The 26,836-nt window shown below is 66.9% G+C and carries 26 protein-coding genes; 18 read left to right on the top strand and 8 right to left on the bottom strand.

What is annotated here, in order from left to right:
- Position 1 precedes the first annotated feature (1 nt).
- A complete protein-coding gene (locus H7A85_RS07880; RefSeq protein WP_244631032.1) occupies positions 2-1,813 on the bottom strand; it encodes an ABC transporter transmembrane domain-containing protein in 1,812 nt (603 codons plus the stop codon).
- Positions 1,814-2,007: 194 nt separating this feature from the next.
- Here H7A85_RS07880 and rpmE point away from each other — a divergent pair, with 194 nt between their 5' ends.
- A complete protein-coding gene (gene rpmE / locus H7A85_RS07885; protein WP_182085366.1) occupies positions 2,008-2,229 on the top strand; it encodes a 50S ribosomal protein L31 in 222 nt (73 codons plus the stop codon).
- Positions 2,230-2,367: 138 nt separating this feature from the next.
- Here the strand turns inward: rpmE and H7A85_RS07890 are convergent, their stop codons facing one another.
- Positions 2,368-2,889: a DUF1465 family protein gene (locus H7A85_RS07890; protein ID WP_182085367.1), complete on the bottom strand. Its 522-nt coding sequence runs from the start codon at positions 2,887-2,889 to the stop codon at positions 2,368-2,370.
- A 356-nt stretch (positions 2,890-3,245) separates the two neighbouring features.
- Between H7A85_RS07890 and H7A85_RS07895 the strand changes: the two genes are divergently transcribed.
- From H7A85_RS07895 to H7A85_RS07905, 3 genes are all read left to right on the top strand, one after another.
- Positions 3,246-4,253 carry an NAD(P)H-quinone oxidoreductase gene (locus tag H7A85_RS07895; protein ID WP_182085368.1) on the top strand — a complete coding sequence of 336 codons (1,008 nt, stop codon included), beginning with the start codon at positions 3,246-3,248 and terminating at the stop codon, positions 4,251-4,253.
- Positions 4,254-4,410: 157 nt separating this feature from the next.
- The gene (locus tag H7A85_RS07900; protein WP_182085369.1) at positions 4,411-5,109 is read left to right on the top strand and encodes a cell cycle transcriptional regulator TrcR; all 699 of its coding nucleotides are present in this window, start codon (positions 4,411-4,413) and stop codon (positions 5,107-5,109) included.
- Positions 5,110-5,218: 109 nt separating this feature from the next.
- Positions 5,219-5,752 carry a hypothetical protein gene (locus H7A85_RS07905; protein ID WP_182085370.1) on the top strand — a complete coding sequence of 178 codons (534 nt, stop codon included), beginning with the start codon at positions 5,219-5,221 and terminating at the stop codon, positions 5,750-5,752.
- A gap of 61 nt (positions 5,753-5,813) precedes the next feature.
- On the opposite strand, the gene H7A85_RS07910 is transcribed toward H7A85_RS07905, so the two are convergent.
- On the bottom strand, positions 5,814-6,629 hold the full coding sequence (locus tag H7A85_RS07910) for an SDR family oxidoreductase (RefSeq protein ID WP_182085371.1): 816 nt from the start codon (positions 6,627-6,629) through the stop codon (positions 5,814-5,816).
- Positions 6,616-8,484, bottom strand: a complete 1,869-nt coding sequence (locus tag H7A85_RS07915) for a glycoside hydrolase family 15 protein (RefSeq protein ID WP_182085372.1) — start codon at positions 8,482-8,484, stop codon at positions 6,616-6,618. The genes H7A85_RS07910 and H7A85_RS07915 overlap by 14 nt, the downstream gene beginning before the upstream one ends.
- Before the next feature lie 219 nt (positions 8,485-8,703).
- On the opposite strand from H7A85_RS07915, the gene H7A85_RS07920 reads away from it, so the two are divergent.
- The 8 genes from H7A85_RS07920 to phoB all read left to right on the top strand — a co-directional run bounded on the left by H7A85_RS07920 (position 8,704) and on the right by phoB (position 17,384).
- Positions 8,704-9,684: a hypothetical protein gene (locus H7A85_RS07920; protein ID WP_182085373.1), complete on the top strand. Its 981-nt coding sequence runs from the start codon at positions 8,704-8,706 to the stop codon at positions 9,682-9,684.
- Positions 9,685-9,706: 22 nt separating this feature from the next.
- On the top strand, positions 9,707-10,975 hold the full coding sequence (locus tag H7A85_RS07925; RefSeq protein ID WP_182085374.1) for an ATP-binding protein: 1,269 nt from the start codon (positions 9,707-9,709) through the stop codon (positions 10,973-10,975).
- A gap of 143 nt (positions 10,976-11,118) precedes the next feature.
- Positions 11,119-12,183: a substrate-binding domain-containing protein gene (locus H7A85_RS07930; protein WP_182085375.1), complete on the top strand. Its 1,065-nt coding sequence runs from the start codon at positions 11,119-11,121 to the stop codon at positions 12,181-12,183.
- Positions 12,184-12,286: 103 nt separating this feature from the next.
- Complete coding sequence (pstC, locus tag H7A85_RS07935; protein ID WP_182085376.1) at positions 12,287-13,747, top strand: phosphate ABC transporter permease subunit PstC; 1,461 nt, start codon at positions 12,287-12,289, stop codon at positions 13,745-13,747.
- Positions 13,747-15,072 carry a phosphate ABC transporter permease PstA gene (gene pstA / locus H7A85_RS07940; protein ID WP_182085377.1) on the top strand — a complete coding sequence of 442 codons (1,326 nt, stop codon included), beginning with the start codon at positions 13,747-13,749 and terminating at the stop codon, positions 15,070-15,072. The genes pstC and pstA overlap by 1 nt, the downstream gene beginning before the upstream one ends.
- Before the next feature lie 8 nt (positions 15,073-15,080).
- Positions 15,081-15,902 carry a phosphate ABC transporter ATP-binding protein PstB gene (gene pstB / locus H7A85_RS07945; protein ID WP_182085378.1) on the top strand — a complete coding sequence of 274 codons (822 nt, stop codon included), beginning with the start codon at positions 15,081-15,083 and terminating at the stop codon, positions 15,900-15,902.
- Positions 15,903-15,933: 31 nt separating this feature from the next.
- Complete coding sequence (phoU, locus tag H7A85_RS07950; protein ID WP_182085379.1) at positions 15,934-16,656, top strand: phosphate signaling complex protein PhoU; 723 nt, start codon at positions 15,934-15,936, stop codon at positions 16,654-16,656.
- Positions 16,657-16,658: 2 nt separating this feature from the next.
- Entirely contained in the window at positions 16,659-17,384 is a 726-nt protein-coding gene (gene phoB, locus H7A85_RS07955; RefSeq protein WP_182085380.1) for a phosphate regulon transcriptional regulator PhoB, read from the top strand.
- On the opposite strand, the gene H7A85_RS07960 is transcribed toward phoB, so the two are convergent.
- The 3 genes from H7A85_RS07960 to H7A85_RS07970 all read right to left on the bottom strand — a co-directional run bounded on the left by H7A85_RS07960 (position 17,324) and on the right by H7A85_RS07970 (position 18,784).
- On the bottom strand, positions 17,324-17,776 hold the full coding sequence (locus H7A85_RS07960) for an NUDIX domain-containing protein (protein WP_182085381.1): 453 nt from the start codon (positions 17,774-17,776) through the stop codon (positions 17,324-17,326). The genes phoB and H7A85_RS07960 overlap by 61 nt on opposite strands.
- Before the next feature lie 66 nt (positions 17,777-17,842).
- The gene (locus tag H7A85_RS07965; protein WP_182085382.1) at positions 17,843-18,091 is read right to left on the bottom strand and encodes a DUF3297 family protein; all 249 of its coding nucleotides are present in this window, start codon (positions 18,089-18,091) and stop codon (positions 17,843-17,845) included.
- A gap of 117 nt (positions 18,092-18,208) precedes the next feature.
- Positions 18,209-18,784: a GcrA family cell cycle regulator gene (locus H7A85_RS07970; RefSeq protein WP_182085383.1), complete on the bottom strand. Its 576-nt coding sequence runs from the start codon at positions 18,782-18,784 to the stop codon at positions 18,209-18,211.
- Positions 18,785-19,176: 392 nt separating this feature from the next.
- Between H7A85_RS07970 and H7A85_RS07975 the strand changes: the two genes are divergently transcribed.
- From H7A85_RS07975 to H7A85_RS07995, 5 genes are all read left to right on the top strand, one after another.
- Positions 19,177-20,382, top strand: a complete 1,206-nt coding sequence (locus H7A85_RS07975; RefSeq protein ID WP_182085384.1) for an aspartate aminotransferase family protein — start codon at positions 19,177-19,179, stop codon at positions 20,380-20,382.
- Positions 20,379-21,326 carry an ornithine carbamoyltransferase gene (gene argF / locus H7A85_RS07980; protein ID WP_182085385.1) on the top strand — a complete coding sequence of 316 codons (948 nt, stop codon included), beginning with the start codon at positions 20,379-20,381 and terminating at the stop codon, positions 21,324-21,326. The genes H7A85_RS07975 and argF overlap by 4 nt, the downstream gene beginning before the upstream one ends.
- Entirely contained in the window at positions 21,319-22,317 is a 999-nt protein-coding gene (locus H7A85_RS07985) for an Hsp33 family molecular chaperone (protein ID WP_182085386.1), read from the top strand. Before argF ends, H7A85_RS07985 begins: the two co-directional genes overlap by 8 nt.
- Before the next feature lie 148 nt (positions 22,318-22,465).
- Positions 22,466-24,073: a GGDEF domain-containing protein gene (locus H7A85_RS07990; protein ID WP_182085387.1), complete on the top strand. Its 1,608-nt coding sequence runs from the start codon at positions 22,466-22,468 to the stop codon at positions 24,071-24,073.
- A gap of 8 nt (positions 24,074-24,081) precedes the next feature.
- Positions 24,082-24,528, top strand: a complete 447-nt coding sequence (locus H7A85_RS07995) for a BLUF domain-containing protein (protein WP_182085388.1) — start codon at positions 24,082-24,084, stop codon at positions 24,526-24,528.
- An 18-nt stretch (positions 24,529-24,546) separates the two neighbouring features.
- Here H7A85_RS07995 and H7A85_RS08000 read toward each other — a convergent pair whose 3' ends face one another.
- Positions 24,547-25,638 (bottom strand): spore photoproduct lyase family protein, encoded by a 1,092-nt coding sequence (locus H7A85_RS08000; protein WP_182085389.1) that lies wholly within the window; start codon positions 25,636-25,638, stop codon positions 24,547-24,549.
- 331 nt (positions 25,639-25,969) lie between these two features.
- On the opposite strand from H7A85_RS08000, the gene H7A85_RS08005 reads away from it, so the two are divergent.
- A complete protein-coding gene (locus H7A85_RS08005; RefSeq protein WP_182085390.1) occupies positions 25,970-26,773 on the top strand; it encodes a flagellin in 804 nt (267 codons plus the stop codon).
- The last annotated feature ends 63 nt before the right edge of the window (positions 26,774-26,836 follow it).

Here is a 26,836-nt window from a genome sequence, read left to right on the forward strand (position 1 = left end):
GCTACTCCGCCGCGCCGCGAAGGGCGGCTTCGGCCGCGCCGAACTGGAGGCGGGCGAGGCGGGCGTAAGCGCCGCCGCGCTCGATCAGGCTGGCATGCGTGCCTTCTTCGACGATGCGGCCGCCGTCCATCACCAGGATGCGGTCCGCCTTCAGGATCGTCGCGAGGCGGTGGGCGATGACCAGTGTGGTGCGCCCACGCATCAGCTTGTCGAGCGCTTCCTGGACGAGGCCTTCGCTTTCGGCGTCGAGCGCCGAGGTCGCCTCGTCCAGAAGCAGGATCGGCGCGTCGCGCAGGATAGCGCGCGCGATCGCCACGCGCTGGCGCTGACCGCCAGACAAGGTGATGCCGCGCTCGCCGACGAGCGTTTCCAAACCCTTCGGCATCGGGCGCACGAAGGGCATGACGAGCGCGGCCTCGGCCGCCGCCTCGATCTCGGCATCCGTCGCCTCGGGCCGCCCGAAGGCGATGTTGGAGCGCAAGGTTCCGGCAAACATCGAAACGTCCTGCGGTACCAGAGCCAGCCGGTTACGCAGCGTGGCGACGTCGGCCGATCGGATATCGATGCCGTCGACGAGGATGCGCCCGCCGGACGGGTCGTAGAAGCGCTCCAGAAGCGCGAAGACAGTGGACTTGCCGGCGCCCGACGCGCCGACGAGGGCGACCGTCTCGCCCGGCTGCACGGTGAAGTCGAGGCCGCGAAGCGTCGGCCGGTCGGGAGCCGCCGGATAATGGAAGGCGACGTTCTCGAAGCGCACGACCCCGAGCGCGCGGACGGGCAAGGCTGCGGGCAGGGCGGGGGAGGCGATATCGGCGCGCTCCTCGAGAAGCTCCGACAGTCGCTCCGTCGCGCCGGCGGCCGCCGTCAGGTCGCCCCAGACCTCGGAAAGCTGCCCGAGGCTCGAGGCCGCGAACACGGCATAGAGCAGGAACTGGCCTAGCGTGCCGGCCGTCATCGTGCCGGCGATCACTTGCTGCGCGCCGACCCAGAGAACCGCGATGATCGAAACGGTCACGAGAAAGATAGCGAAGGCCGTGAGGCCCGCGCGCGCCGAGACCGAGCGTCGGGCGGCCTCGAAGGCGTCGTCCACCGCGCTGTCGAACCGGCCGCGAGCTTGGGCCTCGGCGGTGAAGGCTTGGACGGTGCGAACGGAGGCGATGGCTTCCCCCGCATAGGCGCTGGCAGCGGCCAGAACGTCCTGTGCGGCGCGCGAGCGCTTGCGCACCGTGCGCCCGAAGGCGACAAGCGGCAGGACGATCAGGGGAATGGCACCGAGCACGATCGCCGACAGGCCGGGGCTGGTAACCACCATCATCACCGCCGCCCCGAAGAACAGGATCGTGTTGCGAAGCGCCAAGGAGGCCGTCGCCCCGACGGCGGACTTGATCTGCGTCGTGTCGGCGGTGAGGCGCGAGACGATCTCGCCCGACAGGTTGCGGTCGTAGAAGGCGGGCGAGAGCGTCAGGACATGGGCGAACACGTCGCGCCTGAGCGCCGCGACCACGCGCTCGCCGATGGTGATGACGAAATAGTAGCGCCCGGCGCTCGCCAGCGCGAGCACGACGGCGAGGATCGCCAGCATGCCGAAATAGGTGTCGACGAACCGCGTGTCGGGCGAGTTGAAGCCATGGTCGACGACCCGGCGCACGGCCAGCGGCAGGGACAGCGTGGTGGCGGAGGCGAGCGCCAGGAAGAACAGGGCAGCCGCGACGTGACCGCGATGCTGGAGAGCGTAGGGCCAGAGGCGGGCGAGCGGCTTCAGGTTGCGACGGGAGGAACCGCCGCCGGCTTCGCTGACGGGTCGTTTGGCCAAATCACTTCGCCTTCTGCGGCCGCCCCCGGCGGCACTTGTGCGCGTTCGGGCCCTGATGTATAGGCTCGCCCTTGAATTTGAAAGCGATCGCGCTCCTCATTCCGGTCCATGGTCAAAATGTCCAGGCGGCTCACCCCGTCCGGTTCGACCTTGGGCGAGATGGGTGCGAGCGCGAAGGCTCTGGGAAAACGACGATGAAGCAGAACATCCACCCCGAATACCACACGATCACCGTGGTGATGACCGACGGCACCGAGTACCAGACCCGCTCGACCTGGGGCGCGGCCGGCGACAAGCTGAACCTCGATATCGACCCGATCAGCCACCCGGCCTGGACGGGCGGCAACCAGACGATGCTGGACCGTGGCGGCCGCGTGTCGCGCTTCAAGAAGCGCTACGAAGGCCTCGGCATCTAAGCCGGTCGCTTCCATCGCCTTCGAAGAGCCCGGCTTGCGTCCGGGCTTTTTGTTATCCGCCGCAGACTTTCCGCACATGAAAAAGGGGCGTCCGGCTTGGCCGGGGCGCCCCTTTTTCATGTGTCTGTTCGAGAGGGGTCAGACGGCGAAGGCGGTCCGCAGGAGATGGATCTGCTCGCCTACGGGATTGGTCGAGGGGTCGGGCTCCGCCGCGCCGTAGATCTCGCGGTCCAGCATGGCGATCCGCCGCTCCAGCATCATCGCGCGCTGGACGAGATCGCGGAATGCCAGGGGCAGTTCCTCGTAGAAGGGCGAATCGGCGCCGACGTTCAATCCGTCGAGCCGCACCTTCACCTTCTCCGCCTCGACCTGGGCGCGCGACATGTCGCCCTGGTTCGCCGCGCGCTGGAGAAGGAGCCAGGAGGCCACCTGCATCAGCCGCGTCGTCAGGCGCATCGATTCGGCCGCATAGAGCGTCGCCGCCCCGCGCGAAATCGTTCGAACGTCGGCGCGTCCGTCCCCGTCGAGATAGGCCGCGGTTTCGTCGACCAGCATCATCCCCTCGTCGAAGATCGGCTGAAACGACGACGAGAAGGCAAGACGCTCCGCCAGCCTGATGGTCCGGGACGCGTCGCTCTGATCGATAAGCTTCTTTGTCATGCGCGATAAACCGGCCTTGCGAGGAATCGTTGCAGCGAGCGACGGCGCCGAACGCGGCCTCGCTTGTCTCTTCGACCCTAGAATCCACCCGGCCGCGACAATTCGCAATCCCGTCCGGCCCAATGTGGTTAATGCACGGAAAGCATGCCGAAGCCTTGCGCGCCGGACAAAAAGAGAGCCGCACGGGGCGGCTCTTGAAGTTCAACAGGGAGGTTCGACAACCGGCAAGGTCGTCATCCAAACAGATCTGGACGCCCCGAGTTATGCCTTCGAATGGTGAACGAAGGGTTAAGCCCAACCTGAAAAATTCACCATGCCGCTTTAGATCTGAGCAAAACCTCTCAAGGAGCCTTGCCATGCGCCGAACCGATCCCGCCCGCCTCCCCGACGACATGTGCGTGATCGCGCTGAACGGGCATGGCGGGCCGGACGTGCTGCAGGTCGAGCGCCGTCCGCTGCCCCGGCCCGGCCCTGGCGAGGTGCTGATCGCCGTGCATGCGGCCGGGGTCAACCGGCCCGACGTCCTCCAGCGCATGGGAGCCTATCCGCCGCCGCCGGGCGCTCCGGAATGGCCGGGGCTCGAGGTCGCCGGCACGGTGGCGCTCGCGGGCGAGGGGAGCCGCTGGCAGCCGGGCACGCGCGTCATGTCGCTTCTGGCGGGGGGAGGCTACGCCGAGTACGCGCTGGCTGCGGAAGGGTCGGTGCTTCCCATCCCCGATGGGATGGGTTTCGCGGAGGCTGCGGCGATCCCCGAGACGTTCCTCACCGTCTGGCACAACGTCTTCCAGCGCGGCGCGCTGCGGGCTGGCGAGACCTGTCTGGTGCACGGCGGCACGTCCGGCATCGGAACCGTCGCGATCCAGCTCGCCCATGCGTTCGGCGCCTATGTCGCGACCACGGTCGGCAGCCCCGAAAAGGCCGAGGCCGCGCGCCGGCTCGGCGCGGACCTGGCGATCGACTACCGGAGGGAAGATTTCGTCGAGGTCCTGAAGGGATGGCGAAACGGGCGCGGGGTCGACCTGACACTCGACATGGTGGGCGGCGACTACCTCGCCCGCAACGTCGCCGTGGCCGCCGACGACGGGCGCATCGTCCAGATCGCTCATTTGCGCGGGCGCGAAGCGCCGGTCGATCTCTTCGCCATCATGCGCAAGCGGCTGGTCCTTACGGGCTCGACGCTTCGGGCCCGCGACGCCGCGTTCAAGGCGGAGCTCGCGGCCGATCTTCAGCGCCACGTCTGGCCGCTGCTCGCGGACGGACGCATCAAGCCGCTGATCGAGGAAACCTACCCGCTGACGCAAGCGGGCGAGGCGCACCGGCACATGGACCGGGACCATATCGGCAAGGTGGTCCTGACGCTCTGACGTTCGCGGATGACGGCCGTCCAAAACCATGGCGCGTGCGGTGCATCGTTTTCTTGCGAACCGGGCCCCGCATCCCTATAGTCGTCCCCGAATTCCCGGATCTGTGGCATGACCACAGCCCGCCTGACCGGGGCGGGCCAACAGGAGACCTTTATCCATGGCTCAGCAGCTTCTGATGCCCAAGGCCACGGCCGTCTGGCTCGTCGACAACACGGCGCTGTCCTTCGAACAGATCGCCGAGTTCTGCACGCTGCACCCGCTGGAGGTGAAGGCGATCGCGGACGGCGAGGCGGCGCAGGGCATCAAGGGCATGGACCCGATCATCACGGGCCAGCTGACGCGCGACGAGATCGTGCGCGCCGAAAAGGACGACAAGCTCAAGCTCAAGCTCGCCCCGCCCAAGGTTCGCGTGCCGGAAGCCAAGCGCAAGGGTCCGCGCTACACGCCGGTCTCAAAGCGCCAGGACCGGCCGAACGCCATTCTCTGGCTGGTGCGCAACCATCCCGAGCTGAAGGACCCGGCGATCTCGCGCCTCGTCGGCACCACCAAGCACACGATCGAGCAGATCCGCGAGCGTACCCACTGGAACTCGGCCAATCTCCAGCCGATGGACCCGGTGACGCTCGGCCTGTGCTCGCAGATCGACCTCGACCTCGAGGTCGAGAAGGCCTCGCGCGGCATGCCGCGTCCCGAGGAAGTGGCCGAGGAGGAACGCCTCCTGTCGGCCGCGCAGACCCAGAACTACCGCCCGCGCGGCGACGACGAGGAACTGGACGCCGCCGCCGTCTTCGCCAAGCTCACGGCCATGCGCCGCACCGAGCCGGAAGAAGAAACCGAGGACGAAGACCTGCGCTGAGCGGGGCGGCGTTTCGAAAGGCTGGATCATGAAAGGCGGCTCTCGGGCCGCCTTTTGTTTGCGTAAGGACCGGCTAGCATACCCACGCCCAGAATGGAGATTGGCAAGCATGATGGATCGCGTGGTCGGCAAGCCAATCCAGCGCTCGCGACCGGGTTCGGCACGCATCTTCTGGTATCTTGCAGCCGTCGCAGCGCCATCCGTTCTCGTCCTCACGGCATTGTCCGGCGTGGGCACGTTCCTGATGTTCCTGACGATCTACCTTGCGGTGAAGGGAGCGGTGGCAGGGGAGGCTGTTTCCGAAGGTTTCTTGTTCCTGATGCTGATGACTTCGCCCGGCCCGCTCGGTCTCTTCGCGCTTTTCCAACTGGGTTGCGTTGCCGCTATGGTTTGGGAAGAAGGATTGGCCGGGCTCGACCGCCAGCCGGGGATCGCATGGCGGGGGCTTGCCGTCGGCTCCATACCGCTGCTTCTCGTTCAAGGGTCCGCGGTTTGGTCGCTGGTATCCGGCGGGCGGGACAAGCTGAGCTTGGAACTGGTCGTAGTGTCCGGCGTGTCGATCCTACCGCTTCTCGCCTACATTCTCGCGCGGCTCATCAACGCGCGCCGGCGGGCGAACGGCGCGGAGACGACAGTCTCCTGAACCGTTGCCGATCCTGTGGGCAGGACGAGGGTATCTCGCCGCGACGAGGAACTCGTCGTCTTCAACCGTTGCCGCGAAAGCCGGGATAAAGCGCCATGCCGCCGTCCACGAACAGGGTCTGGCCGACGATGTAGTCGGACGCGTCGGAGGCGAGAAAGGCAATGACTCGGCCGACATCCTCCGGGTCGCCGACGCGCCCGTGCGGGATGAGCTGGAGCATGGCCTCGAGCCCACCGGCCTTTTCGCGCTCCAGCTTGTTGATGTCGGTGGCGATGGCACCGGGCGCGACCGCGTTGACCCGGATGCCCTCGACGGCCACCTCCTGTGCGATCGATTCCATCAGGATCTTCAACCCGCCCTTGGACGCCGCGTAGTTGACGTGGAAGGCCCAGGGAATGCGCTGGTGGACGGAGGAATCGAAGATCAGCTTGCCGAGCGCGCGGCTCGTCTCCGGGCGCCGCCCCTTCTTGCGGAACCGTCGGACCGCCTCTCGCGCCACGAGGAAACCGCCGGTCAGGTTGGTGCGGATCACCGTGTCCCAGTCATCCAGCGTCATCTCCGCGAACTTGGCGTCGCGCTGAAGACCGGCGTTGGAGACGACGATATCAAGGGGGCCAAGCGCGTTCTCGGCTTCGTCGAACATGGCGGCGACGTCGCCTTCCGAGCCGACGTCGCCCTGCACGGCGATCGCGCGCCGTCCGAGTGCGCGGATGGCGGCGGCCGCTTCCTCGGCGGCGTCCTGCGAGCCGTGGTAGTTCACCGCGACGTCCGCTCCTGCCCGCGCGAGCTCCAGGCACGCGGCGCGCCCGATGCCGGACGATCCTCCGGTCACGAGCGCGGTTTGGCCGGAAAGGGAGTGCGGGTCAGAAGACGCCATCGGGATCCTCAATCATCTGGAAGCTGGCATTGCTGGGGTCGCCGAGATCGCTGCCGAGCGCGCGGTCCAGCCAGATCGCCGCCGAGATCAGCGACAGGTGCGTCAAGCCTTGAGGAAAGTTGCCCAGGTGCTCGCCGTCGGTGGAAAGCTCTTCGGCGTAAAGGCCGAGATGGTTGGCGTAGGAATGCAGCTTCTCGAACAGAAGCCGGGCTTCGCCGACGAAGCCGGAGCGCGCGAGCGCCTCGACGTACCAGAAGGAGCAGATGGTGAAGAAACCTTCCTCGCCTTCCAGCCCGTCGTGGTTCGACGGCCCGTTGATGTAGCGGCGTACAAGGCAGTCGTGGACGAGATCGCGCTTCACCGCCTTCAGCGTGGAAAGCCACATCGGATCTCGCGGGTTGATGAAGCGCACGAGCGGCATGAGAAGCACCACGGCGTCCAGCGTATCGCCACCCTTGAACTGGGTGAAGGCGCCGATCTCCGGGTTCCAGAACTCCTCGACGATGGTGCGTTGGATCTTGTCGCGCTCGGCGCGCCAGCGCGCCATGTCGGCGGGCAGCGATTCACGGTCGGCGATGCGCATGCCGCGATCGATCGCCACCCAGCACATGAGGCGCGAGGACAGATATTCCTTATCCTCGCCCCGGCTTTCCCAGATGCCCCGATCGGGCAGATGCCAATTGCCGCAAAGCCAGTCCACGAGGCCGGAAAGCTTGGCCCAGACCGAATAGCTCGGCTTTCCCCGCGCCTTGGTCGCGATGTAGACCGCGTCCATGAACTCGCCGAAAATGTCCATCTGGCGCTGGTCGAAGGCGCCGTTGCCGACGCGCACGGGCTTCGACCCGGCATAGCCGGAAAGATGCGGCAGCTCGACCTCGGTGAGTTCGGAGCGCCCGTCCATCCCGTACATGATCTGGAGACCGGAGCGGTCTGCCTCGCTCCCGGCGATCCGCTCCATCAGGAAATGGATGAAGGCTTCCGTTTCGTCGAAATAGTGGAGCCGCGACAGCGCATAGAGCGTGAAGGCCGAATCGCGCACCCAGCAGAAGCGGTAGTCCCAGTTGCGCTCGCCACCGACGACTTCCGGCAGGCCGAACGTGGCGGCGGCGGCGATCGAGCCGTATTTCGAGGATGTCAGGAGCTTCAGCGTCAGCGCCGAGCGCACCACGAGCTCCCGCCAGTAGGTCGGGTAGCGCCCGCGTGCCACCCAGCCGTGCCAGTAGGCGCGCGTGTCGGCGAAGGCGGAGCGCACGTAGTCGCGTGTCGGCACCGGCCAGTCCGGGCGCCCCGGGCAGAACACGGCATGGGCGCTCTCGCCCTCGGCAAGATCGACCTCGCCGACGATCGCCTCGCCCTCGATGCGCAGCGGGATCGAGGTCCACAGGAACACCCGGTCACGGGTCCCGTCCGAGCCCGTCCACGAGATGCGCGCGCCGCCCTCCACCCGTTCGATCGTGGTGACGGTGCCCGCATAGTCCGGGCGCGGCTCGAACCGGAGGGCGAAGCGCATCGGCCCCATGATGGCTTTGGCCCGGCGCACGATGCGGCCCGATCCGTCGATCGGCATGAAGTCGGACACCTCACCGATCCCGTTCTCACCGAGGAAGCGGGTGATCAGGATGTTGGTGTCGGGCAGGTAGATCTGGCGCCGGCGCATGTCCTCGGCGGTGGCCCAGAGGCGGAACTCGCCGCCCTTTCCGGGATCGAGCAGAGAGGCGAAGAGCGTCGGCGAATCGATATTGGGATGACAGAAGAAGTCGATCCGCCCGTCCGGAGTGACGAGCGCCAGCGTGTTGAGATCGCCGATCACGCCATGTTGCGAGATGGGGTTGGGAAGGGGGCGGCTGGACGACATGGCGCGGACGCAGGGACCTACGGATTGGTTCGTCGGCGAAGAAGTCGGGCGGCGGGCGCGAAAGAAAAGGAGCGCGCCCCCGATTGTGGGCCCGATGTTCTTGGGACGGCGACCGGCCATGCGATTGCCCCATCCCGCTGCATTCGATATCCCAAGAGGAAAGTCGAAGGCTCGGCCGTGCCCATTCGGTGGCGCAAGGCGGGTCGGCCGGGAGATGTCATGAGCGCAATGGAAGAGAGTCTCCGCAAGGCCCTCAAGGGCGGGGACGCCACCGATCCGGCCTTTCGCGAGGGCATCTATCAGGCGTCCGAGCGCGCCCTGGAGCGCATGCTGGAAGGGCGCGGGGCCGACGCCGCCGAAGCCGCCGTGCAGCGCGCCAAGCTCGCCGAAACGATCGGCCGGGTGGAAGCGGACCACGCGCATCTTGCCCCCGCCGCCGGCTCGGGCCCCGCTTTCGACGAGGCGGCCGATGCCACCGCGCCGGGTTCCGAGCCCTACGACGACGAGGATGCGCGGGCCCCGCGTGCCTTTGCACCGCCTGAGACGGACGAGCATGAAGACGAGGGCGCGCAGAACTGGACGCCGGGCGGCGATCGGAGCGCTCCGCCGAGCGCACCGCGCGACAAACGCTCGCCGCTCGCCGTGGTTGCGGCCGCCGTGGTCTTCGCTCTGGTTCTGGCGATCCTCGCCTATTTCGTCGGCGGCATGATTCGCGGCTCGGACGGTACAACGGGTGCGGACGGGGCGCAGACCTCCTCGCTCGACTGGATCACCGTGTTCGACGGCGACGATCTGGAAAACCTCTCGGCGCCGAGCGGCGGCCGGATCGAGGCGGCCGCGCGTGCCGATGGGCGCGAGGCCGTCCGGGTTTCGGGGCCGAGCGGCGGGGAGGGCGAGGTGCTGTTGGCGGTCGGCCCCGGCGTCGTGAGCCGGATCGCGGGCTCCAACGTGCGCGTCGAGATCCGGACCGGCTCGCCGGACGGGGCGGAACGGGAGTTCTCGATCCGCTGCCTCTTCAATGGCGCGAGCCTATGCGAGCGCCAGCGCTTCTCCACCACGATGAGCGAAGACGCCTTCATCTTCGAGTTCCCGCTGCCGGCCGACGCCAAGTCGCCCGCCAGCATCGCCATCGCACCGGGCATCGACGGCACGGCCAACGATGTCGACGTCTTCTCGCTGCGGCTGCGCCGCATCAGCTGAACCCGGATCGGAAGCCGAGGGCGTGGTGGACGAAACACGGTCCGGCGGGGAGACGGCGCGCCGCTTCCTCCGCTTCCTCCCGGCGGTGGTCTGGTTGATCGGGCTCGGCGTCCTTGCCCTGCGCGTGCCCGAAGCGCGAGTGGGCGCGCTGGTCTTCACGCTCGTCGGGCTCGTGGCCCATCTCCTCCTGCGCGGTGCCAGCCGGACCCAGGCGGTCCGCTCGCCGGGCGGGCGCTCCCGCCATGCTCAGCCCTGGCCGGACGGGAGCGTCAAGAGCGTGGTGGAAGCCGTGCGCGAGCCCGCTCTCGTGATCGACCGGGCCCAGGCGCTGCGCTTCGCCAACGCGGCGGCGCACAAGGCCTTCGGCGCGATGACGCTGGGCGACCCCATCGCCATGCGCTTTCGCGCGCCCGAACTTCTCGCGGCTCTGGAGCGCGCGATGGAAAGCGGCGAGGCGGGCGCGGAGGAACTGATCGAGCGCCTGCCCGTCGATCGCTCCTGGGGGATCGACATCCTGCCGCTGCGCATGGCGGGACGCGAGGCGCCGACCTTCTTCCTTCTCCTGTTTCGCGACCACACGCAGGCGCGGCGCCTCGAGCGCATGCGCACCGACTTCGTGGCCAATGCGAGCCACGAGTTGCGCACGCCGCTCGCCTCGCTCACCGGCTTCATCGAGACGCTCAAAGGGCCGGCGCGCGAGGATGCGGCCGCCCGGGCCCGGTTCCTCGACATCATGCAGGACCAGGCCCGGCGCATGTCGCGCCTGATCGACGATCTCCTGTCCCTGTCGCGCATCGAAACGCGGCGGCGCCTTCGATCCGACGAGACGGTGGATCTCGCCGACATCCTGCGCGCCGTCGCGCAGCAACTCGGCCCCCTGGCCGCAGAGGGCGGCATCGCCGTCGAACTGGCGGGACTGGACGGGGAAGCCGTGTTCGTCAACGGCGATCGCGACGAGCTCATCCAGGTCTTCGCCAATCTCCTGGAAAACGCCTGCAAGTACGGCGGCGAGGGCGGCCGCGTCGTCGTCGGCATTCGAACCGAGGGGGATACGGCAGAGGCGTTCGTGCGCGATTTCGGCAAGGGCATCGCGCCTCAACACGTGCCGCGGCTGACGGAGCGCTTCTACCGGGTCGAGGACGGCGCACCGGCGAAGTCGGGAACAGGCCTCGGCCTGTCGATCGTGCGCAACGTCCTGATCCGACATCGCACGCGATTGAGCATCGTTTCCAAGCCCGGCGAGGGGGCGACGTTTTCCGTCGTGTTTCCCGCCCGAAACCCGGAAGCGTGAAAAGTCATAAATCGCAATGGTTTAGGGTGTCATAAAACCTATATCCATCCGTCATATAAGGATCGCCGAGGGTCGCTAGATCAATGGCCGAACCGGTGCCGCAGACCTGAAGAACACAGCCGGCGGTTCGCTTTCGAAACTCCATGACGGAGACAACCTCGGTGTTGACCCAATCGCTTGCCGGCCTCGCGCTCGGCGCCGCCTTCGCGCTTTCGAGCCCCGCCTTCGCCCAGACCGCCGAGCCGATCCAGGCGGCGGGCTCGTCGACCGTTCTGCCCTATGCGCAGATCGTCTCGGAGAACTTCGGTGAAGTGTATCCGGACTTCCCGACCCCGGTCGTCGAATCGGGTGGCACGTCGGGCGGCTTCCGCCAGTTCTGCCAGGGCGTCGGCTCGGCGACGGTGGACATCGCCAACGCCTCGCGTCCGATCTCGGCCTCCGAGAAGAAGGCCTGCATGGACGCCGGCGTGAACGAGATCCAGGAAGTGCGCTTCGGCTACGACGGCATCGTCTTCGCCTCCGCCGCCCAAGGTCCCGATTTCGCCCTGACGCCCGAGTTCGTCTTCAAGGCGATGGCGGCCAAGGTGGTGAAGGACGGCAAGGTCGTCGACAACACGGCGGCCAACTGGAACGAGATCGACGCTTCGCTTCCCTCGCAGCCGATCGCCGCCTTCATCCCTGCCGAGAACCACGGCACGCGCGAGGTCTTCGAGGAGAAGCTGCTCGCCGCCGGCTGCGAGGCCTCCGGCACGCTCGAAGCCTACAAGGCGTCGGGCATGGACGAGAAGGCCGCCAAGGAACAGTGCCATCAGGTGCGCAACGACGGCAAGGCGACCGACATTTCGGGCGACTACACCGAGACGCTGGCCCGCATCGCCGCCAACCCGCAGGGCGTCGGCGTCTTCGGTCTCGCCTTCTACGAGCAGAACCAGGACAAGCTGAAGGTCGCGACCGTGTCGGGCGTCACGCCCTCGGTCGAGACCGTGGCGTCGGGCGAGTATCCGGTGTCGCGCCCGCTGTTCTTCTATGTGAAGAAGGCGCATCTGGGCGTCGTTCCCGGCCTCTCGGAGTTCGTCGACTTCTTCCTGTCCGAGCAGATGGCCGGCCCCGACGGCCCGCTCGCCCAGTACGGCCTCGTTCCCGCGCCCGACGCGCAGCGCGAGGAAGCCCGCCAGAAGTTCACGGCCGGCACCACGATCGAGGGCTGATCCCTCCTGAAAGGAGCGCGGCTCGAAAGGGGCGCGCTCTTCGCATCCCGGCGGCCCGGCGATACGGGCCGCATCGTTCATCCCCTTCCGGAGACGGCGGACGGTGTCAATCCTCGCAATCGTTCTGATCGTCCTGGCGATCGGCGCCATCGGCTTCGTCGTGGCTGGCCGGCGCAGCGCCGCGCTGGCGGCGGCCTCCGCCGACAAGCTGCATTCTCGCTCGGTGTATCACGGCTTCTACGTGGCGCTCGCCGCGACGCTGCCGGCGCTTCTCCTTCTGGCGGCCTGGCTGATCGTGTCGCCCTTTGTCGTGTCCGGCCTGACGACGCCGCTCCCCGGCGAAAACGCCTCGGTGAGTTCCGGTCTCGTGCGCTCCATCGGGCAGGGCATCCGCCTTTTGCCCGATGAGGAGCGCGAAGGACTGTCGCAGACGACGGTCGAACAACTGCGGCCGCTTCTCGCCCGGCGCGGCATTCCCGTGCCGAGCGGGGCGACGGATGCGATGGTGGCGCAGGCGATCGAGCGCAACGCGCTGGAGGACACGAGCCGCCTCGCCATGACGGCAGCAGTGCTTGTGCTTTCGCTGGCCGGCCTCGTCGTGTCGCTGCGCCGCGTTGCGGTTCGCCTTCGCGCCCGCAACAGCGTCGAAGGTGTCGTTCGATCCTTCCTGATTGTCTGCTCCTCCATCGCCATCCTGACGACCATCGGCATCGTAGCCTCGATGCTGTTCGAATCGATCGACTTCTTCAGCCGCGTGTCGCCGGCCAGCTTCTTCTTCGGCACGGTCTGGGAGCCGCGCTTCGCCGCCGCCGGCTCCACCGCGACCGGCCAGTTCGGCCTCATCCCGCTGCTGCTCGGCACGCTCTACATCGCCTTCGTCGCCATGCTCTTCGCCGTGCCGGTGGGCTTGTTCGCCGCGATCTACATGGCGGAATATGCCAGCGACCGCCTTCGCTCGGTGGTGAAGCCGCTGCTGGAAGTGCTGGCCGGCATCCCGACCATCGTCTACGGCTTCTTTGCCCTGATCACGGTCGGCCCGTTCCTGCGTGACCTGTCGGCCGACATCAACGGCCTCCTGACCGGCGACTATTCGAGCTTCATCCAGGCCCAGTCGATCCTGACGGCCGGCCTCGTGATGGGCATCATGCTGATCCCCTTCGTCTCGTCTCTTTCGGACGACATCATCACCGCCGTGCCGCGCTCGCTTCGCGACGGCTCGCTGGGCCTTGGCGCGACGCCGTCCGAAACCGTGAAGAAGGTGGTGCTGCCGGCGGCCCTGCCGGGCATCGTCTCGGCGCTGCTGCTGACCGCCTCGCGCGCCATCGGCGAGACGATGATCGTGGTCCTGGCGGCCGGCATCGCCGCCAACATCACCGCCAATCCGTTCGAGGCGATGACCACGGTGACGATCAAGATCGTCTCGCAGCTGACGGGCGATCTCGACTTCACCTCGCCGCAAAGCCTCGTCGCCTTCGCGCTCGGCATCACGCTGTTTGCGATCACCCTCGTTCTCAACATCGTCGCGCTCGCCATCGTGCGCAAGTATCGGGAGCAGTACGACTGATGAGCGACGCGATCCTTCCCCGACCCGGCGCCGTCGTCGACGCCGCGCCGCCCGCCCGCCGCGACATCGGCCTGAAGCGCCGCTACGCCGCCGAGCGACGGTTCCGCGCCTACGGGCTGACGGCCATCGCCATCGGCCTCGTGTTCCTGGCGACCCTTTTGTGGACCGTGATCGGGCAGGGCTACACCGCCTTCTGGCAGACACAGATCCGCCTGCCGATCACCTTCAGCCAAAGCGTGATTGATCCGAAGAACACGGGCGGCAAGGACCAACAGGCCCTTCGCATCGCCAACTATCCCAAGCTCGTCCAGGACGCGCTCGTCCAGCGCCTCGGGATCGATCCGAAGAACCGTGCCGATGTGACGCTGGCAACCCAGCTCGTGTCGCAAGGGGTGCGTGCGCAGTTGGGCGGCATGGTGATGGAGGATCTGTCCATTATCGGCACCACGCAGGATGTCTGGCTCTACGCCAACTCCACGGTGGACTCGGCCGTGAAGGGGCAGTTCGACACCTCGATCCCCGAAGCGCGCCGCCCGATCAAGGACAAGCAGCTGGCCTGGATGGCGCAGCTTCATGAGGCGGGCGACCTGGAGCAGCGCTTCAACACCGGCCTCTTCACCTTCGGCGCCTCGAGCCGCGCGGAAACGGCTGGTGTCGGCGTCGCCATCATCGGCTCGCTCTACATGATGGGGATCGTGCTGGCGCTGGCGCTGCCGATCGGCGTCGCCGCCTCGATCTATCTCGAGGAGTTCGCGCCCAGGAACCGGCTGACGGACTTCATCGAGGTCAACATCAACAACCTCGCGGCGGTCCCATCCATCGTCTATGGCCTCCTCGGCCTTGCGATCTTCGTGAACTGGATGGGCCTGCCACGCTCGGCCTCGCTGGTCGGCGGCCTCGTTCTGACGCTGATGACGCTGCCGACCATCATCATCGCGACGCGTGCCGCCCTCAAGGCGGTGCCGCCTTCGATCCGCGCGGCGGCGCTTGGCCTTGGCGCCTCGCGCATGCAGATGGTGTTCCACCACGTTCTGCCGCTCGCCATGCCCGGCATCCTCACCGGCACGATCATCGGTCTGGCGCATGCGCTCGGAGAAACCGCGCCGCTTCTTCTCATCGGCATGGTCGCCTTCGTCGCCAACTATCCGGCGACGCCGATGGACCCGTCCACCGCCTTGCCCGTTCAGATCTACATGTGGGCCAACGAGGCCGAGCGCGCCTTCGTGGAGCGCACGTCGGGCGCGATCATCGTGCTTCTTCTTTTCCTGGCCGTGATGAACATCACGGCGATCCTTCTTCGCCGCCGCTTCGAGCGGCGCTGGTAGACAAGCGGATGAACCCCATGATGGAACAGCTTTCGGTCAAGGCCGGTATGCCCTTGAAGCCGGTCGCCGCCGAGACGGCGAAGATGCGGGGCAAGGGCGTTTCGGTCTTCTACGGGCAGAAGCAGGCGCTCTTCGCCGTCGATCTCGACGTTCTCGACCGGCAGGTGACGGCGCTGATCGGCCCGTCGGGCTGCGGCAAGTCCACCTTCCTGCGCACGCTCAACCGGATGAACGACACGGTCGAGGGCGCGCGTATCGAGGGTCTGGTGACGCTCGACGGCGAGGACATCTACAACAAGGAGATCGACGTCGTGGAGCTTCGCGCCCGCGTCGGCATGGTGTTCCAGAAGCCGAACCCGTTTCCCAAGTCGATCTACGACAACATCGCCTACGGCCCGAAGATCCACGGCCTCGCCCGCTCCAAGGCCGATCTCGACGAGATCGTCGTCACCTCGCTGCGCAAGGCCGGCCTTTTCGAGGAGGTCAAGGATCGCCTGCATGACGCCGGCACCGGCCTTTCGGGCGGCCAGCAGCAGCGGCTGTGCATCGCGCGCGCCATCGCCGTGTCGCCCGAAGTGATCCTGATGGACGAGCCCTGCTCGGCGCTCGATCCGATCGCCACGGCTACTGTCGAGGAGCTGATCGACGAGCTGCGCCAGAACTACACCATCGTCATCGTTACCCATTCGATGCAGCAGGCCGCCCGCGTGTCGCAGCGCACGGCCATGTTCCACCTCGGCAAGATCGTCGAGGTCGGACCGACGGCCAAGATGTTCCAGAATCCCGACGACAAGCGCACCCAGGACTACATCACCGGCCGCTTCGGCTGACCTCGATTTCCATTCACGAAGGGGCCCTGTCATGGAGCACCATATCGTCACCTCCTATGACGAGGAGCTGAAGTTCATCCTGCGCCGCATCTCGGAGATGGGCGGTCAGGCGGAGCGCATGGTGGAGCAGGCCGTTTCGGCGCTGATCCGCTCCGACTGGGGCCTAGCCCAGTCGGTGGTCGCCGACGACGTGCTGCTCGACGCCGCCCAACGCGAGATCGACGAGCACGCGATCATGACGATCGGCAAGCGCCAGCCGATGGCGCACGATCTGCGCGAGATCGTCGGCGCGATCCGCATCTCCAACGATCTCGAACGCATCGGCGACCTCGGCAAGAACATCGCCAAGCGGGTGATCGCGGTCCACGACCATGCCCAGCCGGTGAAGCTCGTGCGCGGCATCGAGCACCTGTCGGAACTGGCGCTCGGCCAGCTGAAGGAAGTGCTCGACGCCTATGCCTCGCGCGACCATCTGCGCGCCGAGGCGATCCGCCGGAGCGACCAGGAAATCGACGCGATGTACACGTCGATCTTCCGCGAGCTCCTGACCTACATGATGGAGGACCCGCGCAACATCACCGCCTGCACGCATCTCCTGTTCTCGGCCAAGAACATCGAGCGCATCGGCGACCATGCGACCAACATCGCCGAGACGATCTACTACATCAAGACCGGCAGCCAGATGGAGATCGAGCGGCCGAAGGGCGACTCGACCCCGACGCTGACGGCGCCGGCTCAGGGCGGGAGCGCCTGACGATGGCCGCCCGCGTCGCCGTTGTGGAGGACGAGGAAGCGCTCGGCATCCTCCTGCGCTACAATCTGGAAGCGGAAGGCTACGCCGTCGACGTGATCGCTCGCGGCGACGAGGCGGATCTGCGCCTCAAGGAGCAGGTGCCCGATCTCCTGCTCCTCGACTGGATGCTGCCGGGCCTGTCGGGCGTCGAGCTTTGCCGCCGGCTGCGGGGCCGCCCCGAGACCGAACGCCTGCCGATCATCATGCTGACGGCGCGCGGCGAGGAGTCGGAGCGGGTGCGGGGCCTGTCGACCGGGGCCGACGACTACGTCGTCAAGCCGTTCTCGACGCCTGAGCTGATGGCGCGCGTGCGCGCCATGCTGCGCCGGGTGAAGCCGGAGCGGATCTCGACGCAGCTCGTCGCCGGCGACATCGATCTCGACCGCGAAACGCACCGGGTTCGCCGGGCGGGGCGCGAGCTGAAGCTCGGGCCGACCGAGTTTAAGCTCCTGGAATTCCTGATGCAGTCGCCCGGCCGCGTGTTCTCGCGCGAGCAGCTTCTCGACGGCGTCTGGGGGCGGGACATCTATGTCGACGAGCGGACGGTGGACGTCCATGTCGGGCGTCTGCGCAAGGCGGTGAACCGCGGTCGCCAGCGCGACCCGATCCGAACCGTGCGGGGCGCCGGCTACGCGCTGGACGAGACGTTCACGGCGACGCGCCCCGCTTCGCGGGCGGAGACGGCCTGATCGCCCCGCGCGATCAGGGAAAGGACGACGTCGCGCGTGAGCGGAGCGAGGGGCAGGTCGAGCGCAGCCTCGCCCCGGATCCATCTCGCCTCAGCGATCTCCGAGCGAGCTTCGACCGGAGCGTCGCTCGCGAGGCGAAACAGGTCGGCCGAGACAGTGCAGCCCGCTTCGTAAGCGGCCGGCGCCGAAAAGCAGCCGAGATACTCGGCATCCTCCGGCGCGATCGAAAGCCCGACTTCCTCCAGAAGCTCGCGGCGGAGCGCGTCGATCGGCGCTTCGGCTCCGTCGATCTTGCCGCCGGGCTGCATGAAGGCCGATGTCCCGCGCTTGCGAACGAGAAGCGTCGCGCCGTCGCTGCGCATCACCAGCGCCGCCGCGATCCGGATCTCCATGCCGTGCTTCCTTCGATCACGTCCGGCGCCCGACTTTGGTCTTGTTGCCGGGTGCCGGGTGGCGCCTCAGCCTTCTTCGGTCTTGATATAGGGCTCGACGGTGCCCTTGAGCTTCAGGAGAAGCGGCTTGCCGCGCCGATCGCGCGCGGTGCCGGCCGCGACCTTGATCCAACCTTCGCTGACGCAATACTCCTCGACATTGGTCTTCTCGGCGCCGTTGAAACGGATGCCGATCCCGTTGGCGAGGAGCGCCTCGTCGTGAAACGGGCTTTCGGGGTCGATGGCGAGGCGGTCGGGGAGTGGGGTCTGGCTCATGCCCGCCCCCTTAGCGCAAGACGGGCAGGCGTTCCAGCCTTTCGCGCCCTGCGGGCTCCGCCATGAAAAAAGCCCCGGCAATGCCGGGGCTTGGGCGTCGGACGCTCGTCGGCTTTTCTAGCGGACGCGGCGGCGCTCGGACACCGGCTGGAACGCGATCCGCGCGTGATGCTGGCAATAGGGCGAAGCATCGGGCGCGTGGTTGCCGCAGAAGCGGAACTCGTCCGACAAGGGATCGCCGATCGGCCACTTGCAGGTCCGGTCGGACAGTTGCACCAGCGTCAGGTTGCGCGACATCGGCACCACCTCGGCCGAGGCGCCGGGCATGTCGACATCGCCGATCACCTCGTCCTCGACCTCCGGCTCCATCTTCAGAGCGGTGGCGCCCATCGTGGCGGGGCGCGCAGGGCGTGGCGGGGGCGGGGGCGCGCTTGCAACGGCGGGCGCGACCGAAAGGATACGCGGGCTCGGGGTCTCCGCCACCGCTTCCACCAGCACGGGGCGCGAAGGTCTCGCGACCGCCTGCTCGATCGGAACGGCCGCCTTGATGCGACTGTCCAGCTTCAGCCGGTGCACCTTGCCGATCACCGCATTGCGGGTCACGCCTCCCAGCTGCGAGGCGATCTGACTGGCGCTATGCCCGTCCCCCCACAATTGTCTCAGAAGGTCGATCCGCTCGTCGGTCCAGCTCATGAACAGACTCCTCAACTCTTGAATGCAGCGCGGCACCGATCCGTGCTTGCGTCACCAAGAGGGCATCGAACCACCAGATCTGGTAGACAGCCACGCGCTATACGCAAAATATGGTGTCTGATCAGAATTTAACCTGTCGGACCGCACTGTGGCAAGGCTCGCACAGTGTTGCGCGAATCGCTTTTCGCGTTTTCAACAGCTTGCTGCATCAGCGAGGAGCGGCTTTCGGGCCCCGAAGCCTCCGCGTTCATTTGACAATCCGCGTCCCGCGCATGGTATACGAGCCCCTGAATCGTGGGCTTTCGCAATGCGGCGTTCGGGATTCGTCCCTGCCTGATCGTCCTCGCATTTCCATCCGTTTCGAGATCGTCGTCAACCCGGAAAGACAGGCCATGTCCGACCAAGACAGTCCGCTATTTCACACCTTCGCCCGCGCGCCGCTGCGCGTCAGCCGAGGCGAGGGCGTGTGGCTCGAGACGGAAGACGGTCGGCGATACATGGATTTCGCCAGCGGCATCGCGGTGAACTCCCTCGGCCATGCGCATCCCCATCTCGTCAAGGCGCTGACGGAGCAGGCCGGCATCCTGTGGCATGCCTCGAACCTCTTCGAGATTCCGGGCCAGGAGCAGCTGGCGTCCCGCCTCGTGAGCGCTTCCTTCGCCGACAAGGTGTTCTTTGCCAACTCCGGCGCGGAAGCGCTGGAATGCGCGATCAAGACGGCGCGCCGCTACCAGTTCGTTTCCGGCCACCCCGAGCGCTTCCGCATCGTGACCTTCGAGGGTGCCTTCCACGGGCGCACCCTCGCGACCATCGCGGCGGGCGGACAGAAGAAGTATCTGGAAGGCTTCGGCCCGAAGGTGGAAGGCTTCGATCAGGTGCCCTTCGGCGATCTCGACGCTCTGCGCGCGGCGGTCGGGCCGGAGACGGCGGCGATCCTGATCGAGCCGATCCAGGGCGAGGGCGGCATCCGCGTCGTGCCCGCTGCCTTCCTGGCCGCCATCCGCGAGCTTTGCGGCGAGCACGGCCTCCTCCTGATCTACGACGAGGTGCAGACCGGGATCGGCCGCACCGGCCGCTTCTTCGCCTACGAGAGCTCGGGCGTCGCGCCCGACATCCTGGCGTCGGCCAAGGGGCTCGGCGGCGGCTTCCCGGTCGGCGCGTGCCTCGCGACGGCGGAAGCGGCCAAGGGCATGACGGCGGGAACGCACGGCACCACATTTGGCGGCAATCCGCTGGCCATGGCGGTCGGCAACGCGGTGCTCGACGTGGTGCTGAGCGAAGGGTTCCTGGAGGAGGTGCGTCGCACGGCACTTCTCTTCAAGCAGAGCCTCGCCTCGCTCAAGGACCGTTTTCCCGACGTCGTCGAGGAGATCCGCGGCGAGGGCCTGCTGATCGGCTTGAAGCCGCGCCTGCCCAACACGCAGGTGGTGGAGGCCCTTCGCGCCAGCCTTCTCCTGGCCGTTCCGGCCGGCGACAACGTGATCCGCTTCCTGCCGCCGCTGGTGGTGACGGCCGACGAGGTCCGCGAGGCGATGGAGCGGATCGAGGCGGCGGTCGCCGGCCTTTCCGACGCCGCACAGGAAAGCTCTGCCGCATGAACGTTTCGTCCTCCGCTTCGCCGAGCCGGCCGCGGCACTTTCTCGATCTGTCGGCGGTGGCCGCCCCGGAGCTGCATGCGATCCTGCGCGATGCGCGCGAGCGCAAGGCGCTGGGCCGCGCCGGGCCGCGCCCGCTCGAAGGGCGCACGCTCGCGATGGTGTTCGAGAAGCCCTCGACGCGCACCCGCGTGTCGTTCGATGTCGCCATGCGCCAGCTCGGCGGCGAGACGCTGTTCCTGTCCGGCTCCGAGATGCAGCTCGGGCGCGCCGAGACGATCGCCGACACCGCGCGCGTCATGTCGCGCTACGTCGATGCCATCATGATGCGCACCACAGACCATTCGCGCCTTCTGGAAATGGCGGACGCCGCCACCGTTCCCGTCATCAACGCCCTGACCGATGACACGCACCCCTGCCAGATCATGGCCGACCTCCTCACCTTCGAGGAGCATCGCGGCTCGGTGAAGGGGCGCACCTTCGCCTGGACGGGCGACGGCAACAACGTCCTGAACTCGTTGATCGAGGCGGCCGGCGCGTTCGACTTCTCGCTGCGCGTGGCGACGCCCGAAGGCTCCGACCCCGATCCCGCCTATGTCGACCGCGCCCTCCGGAAGGGAACGCGCCTTCACCTGACGCGCGATGCCAACGAGGCTGTCGAGGGCGCGGACTGCGTCGTGACCGACACCTGGGTGTCCATGGGGCGCGAGGAGGCGGCGCGCGGCCACAACGTGTTCATGCCCTATCAGGTGAACGCGGCCCTGATGAAGCGTGCCAAGCCCGACGCCCTGTTCATGCACTGCCTGCCGGCCCATCGCGGCGAGGAGGTGACGGACGAGGTGATCGACGGGCAGCAGTCCGTGGTGTTCGACGAGGCGGAAAACCGTCTCCACGCCCAAAAGTCGATCCTCGCCTGGACCTTCGGGAACGTTGCCGCGCATGTCTGATCATCATCCCGAACTCGGCGAGTTCGGCTTTGCCGGCGACGACGCCGTGGTCCCCTTCGCCGTGGAGGCGCTAGACGCGCGCGGGCGCGCGGTGCAGCTCGGCGCGATGGTGGACCAGATCCTCTCGCGCCACGACTACCCCGAGCCGGTGGCCCAGCTTCTGGCCGAGATGATCGTTCTCACCGTGCTTCTGGGCACGTCCTTGAAGTTCGACGGCAAGTTCATCGCGCAAACGCAGACCGACGGTCCGGTGGATCTCCTCGTCGTCGATTTCGCCATGCCCTCGAGCGTGCGCGCCTACGCGCGCTTCGACGAGGACAAGGTGACTGAAGCCGTCGCCGCGCGCCGAACCGATCCGGCCGAACTCCTGGGTCACGGCATTCTCGCGCTGACGATCGACCAGGGGGCGCATATGCAGCGCTACCAGGGCATCGTGGAGCTTTCGGGCGCTTCGCTGGAAGCGGTGGCGGAAACCTACTTCCGTCAGTCCGAGCAGATCCCGACCACCGTGCGCCTTGCCGTCGCGCGCATGGCCAAGCGCGCCGAGGGCGGCGGCTTCCAGCAAAGCTGGCGGGCGGGCGGCCTGATCGCGCAGTTCCTGCCCGAAGCGCCCGAGCGCATGCGCATGGCCGACCTGCCGGGGGGCGACGCGCCGGAGGGGGCGGACACCGCCGAGTTCGAAGAGGACGACGCCTGGACCGAAGTGCAGGCGCTGGTCGGCACGATCGAGCCTTCCGAGCTCGCCGATCCGGAAGTCGGCGTCGAGCGTCTCCTGTATCGTTTGTTCCACGAGCGCGGCGTGCGCGTCTTCGCGCCGACCCCGGTGCTCGACGACTGTTCCTGCAACCGCGACAAGATCCGCGGGGTCCTCGCCAACTTCACGGCCGAGGATCTGGCGGAAAGCACGGAAGACGGGCGGATCCACGTGACCTGCGAGTTCTGCGGGGAAGCCTACGACTTCTCGCCGGACGAGTTTGAGCCGAACGCCTGAGCCGGGACGGCCGTGCGCGCTCGGCCGGGAACGGAGCCTTAACCTCGTCCGGTGAAGAAGCGTGATTCCGGCGTGGATTTCGCGCCGTCTTCATCTCTTTGCAGGTGCCCCTGACGATCATGGAGCCAAGTGATCGTCAGGAGGGCCGATGTCCGTCGCCCGAATTCCATCGTCCGGTGCGAGCGTTCTTGCGCCGCCGGACGATATGCTGGACCGTCTGTCCCATCCCGTCGTGGTCTTCGATCGCGACGGCGAGATCGTTCATGCCAATGCTTGCGCAAACGCGATGCTCGGACGCGCCGTCGTCGGACTGGCCTTTGCCGACCTGTTTCCCGAGCATCGCGAACCGTTCGAGCGACTGACCGATTCCGCAAAGCCGCTGGTTCTCGCGACGCGCGGCGGGGTGCGCTACCGCGCCTGGCTCGGCCCATCCGTTCAGGCTGAGCGCGCGCTGAGCCTTTTCCCTGACGATGCGGACGACGTGACGAGCGCGGTCGACGAGGACGAGCTGACGGGGCTTTTGAAGCGCAACGGGTTGAACGATCGCCTGACCCAGGCGCTGGCCCTCGTTGCCGAGGGCGGCGCCGAGGTCGCCGTCCATTGCATCGACCTCGATCGCTTCAAGATCGTCAACGACACGCTCGGCCACGGCGTCGGCGACCTTCTTCTGCGGAAGGTGGCCGACCGCATCCGCGCCGCCTGCCGCAAGGAGGATTGCGTCGCGCGCATTGGCGGCGACGAGTTCGTCGTCGTCCAGACCGGCATCGCGGATGTCGCCGACGCCAAACGGCTGGCGACGCGTTTGGTCGACCTGATCGGGCGAACCTATGTGCTCGGCGGGCACACGGTGAACATCGCCGCCAGTGTCGGCGTCGCCGTCAGCGCGCCCGGCGAAGGCGCGCGCGACGTGCTCCGAAACGGCGATCTGGCGCTCTATGAAGCCAAGCGCGCGGGGCGCGCCCGCTTTCGGGTGTTCGAGGCGGGCATGGACGCGGCGCTGCGCAGCCGGCGCGAGCTCGAGATCGATCTGCGCCGCGCGCTCGCGCTGAAACAGTTCTCGGTCCACTACCAGCCCTTCGTCGATCTCCGGACCGACGAGGTCATCGGGTTCGAGGCGTTGATCCGCTGGGACCACCCCACACGCGGACGCGTCTCGCCAGCGGACTTCATTCCGCTCGCCGAGGAAACAGGCCTGATCACCAAGATCGGCGAATGGGTGCTGCGCACCGCCTGCCAGACGGCGATGAGTTGGCCGAACGCGATGACGGTGGCGGTCAACATCTCGCCCGTCCAGTTCCGAGCCGACACGCTGGTCGAGACTGTGCTCTCCGCGCTGGCGCAAGCCGGACTGCCGGCCGGGCGGCTGGAGATCGAGATCACGGAAGGCGCGCTTCTGGAAAACACCGGCGACGTCCTGAAAACGCTGCATGCCTTACGCGATCTCGGCTTGAAGATCTCGATGGACGATTTCGGCACGGGGTATTCGTCGCTGAGCTATCTCCAGAAGTTTCCCTTCAACAAGATCAAGATCGACCGTTCCTTCGTGCAAGGGGCGGACGAGGGCGGGGAAAGCGAGGCGATCCTGAAGGCGATCGCCGGGCTCGGCCTCAGCCTCGGCATGGCGATCACGGCCGAGGGCGTGGAAACGGCCGAACAGCTCGCGCGCATTCGCGGCGAGCAGTGCACCCACGTGCAGGGCTACTTCACCGGGCGCCCGATGCCCGCCGACGGCATTTCCTCCTTCCTCTCGACCTGAGGCCGATCATGTCCGACGCGCCGCTCTACCAGCTCGTCTACTACAGCCGGAACGAAGTCTCCGGCGACGAGGCGGCCTTCGCCGCTGCGATCCATTCCATTCTGGAAGCCAGCCGGCGCAACAACGAGGCGGCAGGCATCACCGGCACGCTCCTGTTCAATGCCGGCGTCTTCGCGCAGGTTCTGGAAGGCCCGCTCCCCGCCGTCGAGGACACGTTCGAGCGCATCCAGCAGGACGAGCGCCATGGCGACGTCTCGCTCCTCGTTCTGGAGCCGATCGTCGAGCGCTCCTTCGCGGGCTGGGCCATGGGCTTCGTCGGGAACTCCAGCGGCAACGCCGAGCGCTTCGCCGATGTCGGCCTTCTCAGCGGCTTCGATCCGAAGGCGCTCGGCGGGCAGAAGGTGCACGCGATCCTGCGCGAGCTGACGATCGAGGAAGAAACCGGCCGCCCCTGACGCGAGGCCGGTGGCTCGTCAGGTCCAGTAGAGGATGCGGGCCGCGCCCAGACGCGACGCCAGCCGTTCCTCGAAGAAGCGACGCAAGGTGCCCATCGTCTCCGCGTCGTAGACATGCTTCACCGACCCGAACTTCGTGCGCTTCTCGCGCCGGTTCCGGTCGCTCATGTCGAGGCTTGAGCCGGGATACCAGCTTTGAAGCACCTCGCGCGAGCCGGGGGTGAACCGGTGGGTGATCAGTTCCACCGTCAGGTCCGCACGCTCCGCGACATCCCCTAGCATCTCTGCCAAGTCATCGATCAGCTCGCCATAGGCCTCCCGCCACCCCTCGGCGGCGATGATGGGCGCGATCGTCAGGCCGATGGGATAGCCCGCGTCCGCCATGCGCCGGAGTGCGCGGATCCGTTCCGCGACCGGACTGGTGCCGCTCTCGAAACGGGCGAAGGCCGAAGGATTCACGGACGCGCGCATGCGCGTGCGCCCGCCGTGATCGAGGCCGAGAAGCGGTTCGACATGGGCGAACTTCGTCGTGAAACGAAGTTGCACGTCGGCGTTCCAGCGACCGAAATGGGCGATCAACAGGGATAGCGAGCCGGTCAGGTGCTCGATGCCGAGCGGATCGGTGTAGCACGAGGCTTCGAACGTCGTGCCCTCGTGCGCGCGGGCGGTTTGGCGCGAGGTGATGGTGCCGGTGCCGAGGTGCCGGGGCAGCGCTTCGAAGATGTCCTCGAGATTGCCGTAGACGCGCGTGATCGGCGGTCCCTTCAGCGAGCCCGCGAGATAGCAGTAGCTGCAATGGGCGGGGCAGCCTTCCGCCAGATCCACCCGCCAGTCCGCGCTTGGCGCGATCGGCTGGAAGCGCAGCTTGGAGGGCGGGGCCACCACGACGGCGAGCGTCGATTTCGCCGCCCCATATCCGGCGCGCGCATCCGCGCTCCGATCGAGCGGCAGGCGATCGGAGCTCAGACGCTCCACGTCGATCCCCAGCGCCTGCGCGCGTGCTGCGATCTCGCGGCCGTGCTCGTGGAGAAGAGCCGAGGCGGTGACGAGAACGCGCTTCGGTGTCCAAAGGCGGGTCGGTCGGAGAAGGGGGCGAGGGTCCTGCAACATGCGCTCCCAACGCGGAACGCGCCGCCGCGTTCACCGGCTGCGACGAAGCTTCGCGCGACCGGATCTCCGGCCGCCGCCATCAACGCTCCCGAATGTCCAACGCGAAGGCCGCAGCGCCAGGGATTTCCTGATTGGTAACTTGAATGGACGGTTGATCGAGATGGATAACGGCATTTAACTACGTAGAACAATGTAAACTATAGAAATCGCGACAAATCGCAAAATACGAGATCGATAAAATTCGAGATTTATTCGCAGCCAGTTGTTCCGAGCTGATCCCTATAACTGTCCTTGCAAGCGACGAACGCTTCAAACAACGGGGAAAAGAACAATGGTTTCGCTCATCTCGACCAACAACGGTTTCGCTCTCGCCGCCCTTCGCCGCGTCAACAACGAAATCAACGAAACTCAGAACCGTATCGCCAGCGGGTACAAGGTATCGTCCGCCAAGGATAACGCCGGGGTCTGGGCGACGGCCACGAAGCTGCGCGGTGACATCACCACCAACGAGACGATCAAGGGCGGTATTGCTACGGCCAAGGCCCAGGCTGACTCGGGTATCGCAGCACTCGACGAAATCTCGTCGCTGGTCGACGAAGTTGCCAAGATCGTCACGGCTGCAAAGGCTGCCGGCGCTGCCAGCGCGTCGCAGATCGCAGCGATCGCAGGTTACGATGCCCAGATCGCCAATCTGGCCGGTTCGGCGAAGTACGCCGGCAAGAATGTGCTGGAAACGGCCAACAACTTGAGCGCTGCACTTCCTTATTCCGATGGTGCTTCGGCCGGCACGATCACCTACACCAGCGCGGACTTCGTCACCGCAGGTGAGTTTGCCAACCTGACCGCTGCGACCGACTCCACCAAGGTCCTCGCGCTCGATGTCGGCAAGCTCTACGAGGATATCGCTGGCACATCGGCGAAGCTCGGAGCATTCTCCAAGGCAGCCGAGGGTACGCTGAACTTCGTGGACAAGCTAGCCGATATCCAGAGCAGCGTCCTCGGCTCCCTCGTCGATGCCGATCTGGAACGTGAATCGGCAAAGATCCAGGCGCTTCAGGTTCGCCAGCAGCTCGCCTACCAGGCAATGGCGATGACCAACAACTCGGCCCAGAACATCCTCATGCTCTTCCGGTAAGCCCAGGGCGACGCATCGCGTCTTCCCCGTCGCGCCACTCGCTCGTGGCTTACAAGAAGCCCT

The sequence above is a fragment of the Aureimonas sp. ME7 genome, from assembly GCF_903970965.1.
Classification (GTDB): Bacteria; Pseudomonadota; Alphaproteobacteria; order Rhizobiales; family Rhizobiaceae; genus Aureimonas.

Coding starts and splice junctions, on each gene's coding strand:
- rpmE (WP_182085366.1), top strand. CDS start 2,008: ATGAAGCAGAACATCCACCCCGAATACCACACGATCACCGTGGTGATG.
- H7A85_RS07890 (WP_182085367.1), bottom strand. CDS start 2,889: ATGACAAAGAAGCTTATCGATCAGAGCGACGCGTCCCGGACCATCAGG.
- H7A85_RS07895 (WP_182085368.1), top strand. CDS start 3,246: ATGCGCCGAACCGATCCCGCCCGCCTCCCCGACGACATGTGCGTGATC.
- H7A85_RS07900 (WP_182085369.1), top strand. CDS start 4,411: ATGGCTCAGCAGCTTCTGATGCCCAAGGCCACGGCCGTCTGGCTCGTC.
- H7A85_RS07905 (WP_182085370.1), top strand. CDS start 5,219: ATGATGGATCGCGTGGTCGGCAAGCCAATCCAGCGCTCGCGACCGGGT.
- H7A85_RS07910 (WP_182085371.1), bottom strand. CDS start 6,629: ATGGCGTCTTCTGACCCGCACTCCCTTTCCGGCCAAACCGCGCTCGTG.
- H7A85_RS07915 (WP_182085372.1), bottom strand. CDS start 8,484: ATGTCGTCCAGCCGCCCCCTTCCCAACCCCATCTCGCAACATGGCGTG.
- H7A85_RS07920 (WP_182085373.1), top strand. CDS start 8,704: ATGAGCGCAATGGAAGAGAGTCTCCGCAAGGCCCTCAAGGGCGGGGAC.
- H7A85_RS07930 (WP_182085375.1), top strand. CDS start 11,119: ATGACGGAGACAACCTCGGTGTTGACCCAATCGCTTGCCGGCCTCGCG.
- pstA (WP_182085377.1), top strand. CDS start 13,747: ATGAGCGACGCGATCCTTCCCCGACCCGGCGCCGTCGTCGACGCCGCG.
- pstB (WP_182085378.1), top strand. CDS start 15,081: ATGAACCCCATGATGGAACAGCTTTCGGTCAAGGCCGGTATGCCCTTG.
- phoU (WP_182085379.1), top strand. CDS start 15,934: ATGGAGCACCATATCGTCACCTCCTATGACGAGGAGCTGAAGTTCATC.
- phoB (WP_182085380.1), top strand. CDS start 16,659: ATGGCCGCCCGCGTCGCCGTTGTGGAGGACGAGGAAGCGCTCGGCATC.
- H7A85_RS07960 (WP_182085381.1), bottom strand. CDS start 17,776: ATGGAGATCCGGATCGCGGCGGCGCTGGTGATGCGCAGCGACGGCGCG.
- H7A85_RS07965 (WP_182085382.1), bottom strand. CDS start 18,091: ATGAGCCAGACCCCACTCCCCGACCGCCTCGCCATCGACCCCGAAAGC.
- H7A85_RS07970 (WP_182085383.1), bottom strand. CDS start 18,784: ATGAGCTGGACCGACGAGCGGATCGACCTTCTGAGACAATTGTGGGGG.
- H7A85_RS07975 (WP_182085384.1), top strand. CDS start 19,177: ATGTCCGACCAAGACAGTCCGCTATTTCACACCTTCGCCCGCGCGCCG.
- argF (WP_182085385.1), top strand. CDS start 20,379: ATGAACGTTTCGTCCTCCGCTTCGCCGAGCCGGCCGCGGCACTTTCTC.
- H7A85_RS07985 (WP_182085386.1), top strand. CDS start 21,319: ATGTCTGATCATCATCCCGAACTCGGCGAGTTCGGCTTTGCCGGCGAC.
- H7A85_RS07990 (WP_182085387.1), top strand. CDS start 22,466: ATGTCCGTCGCCCGAATTCCATCGTCCGGTGCGAGCGTTCTTGCGCCG.
- H7A85_RS07995 (WP_182085388.1), top strand. CDS start 24,082: ATGTCCGACGCGCCGCTCTACCAGCTCGTCTACTACAGCCGGAACGAA.
- H7A85_RS08000 (WP_182085389.1), bottom strand. CDS start 25,638: ATGTTGCAGGACCCTCGCCCCCTTCTCCGACCGACCCGCCTTTGGACA.
- H7A85_RS08005 (WP_182085390.1), top strand. CDS start 25,970: ATGGTTTCGCTCATCTCGACCAACAACGGTTTCGCTCTCGCCGCCCTT.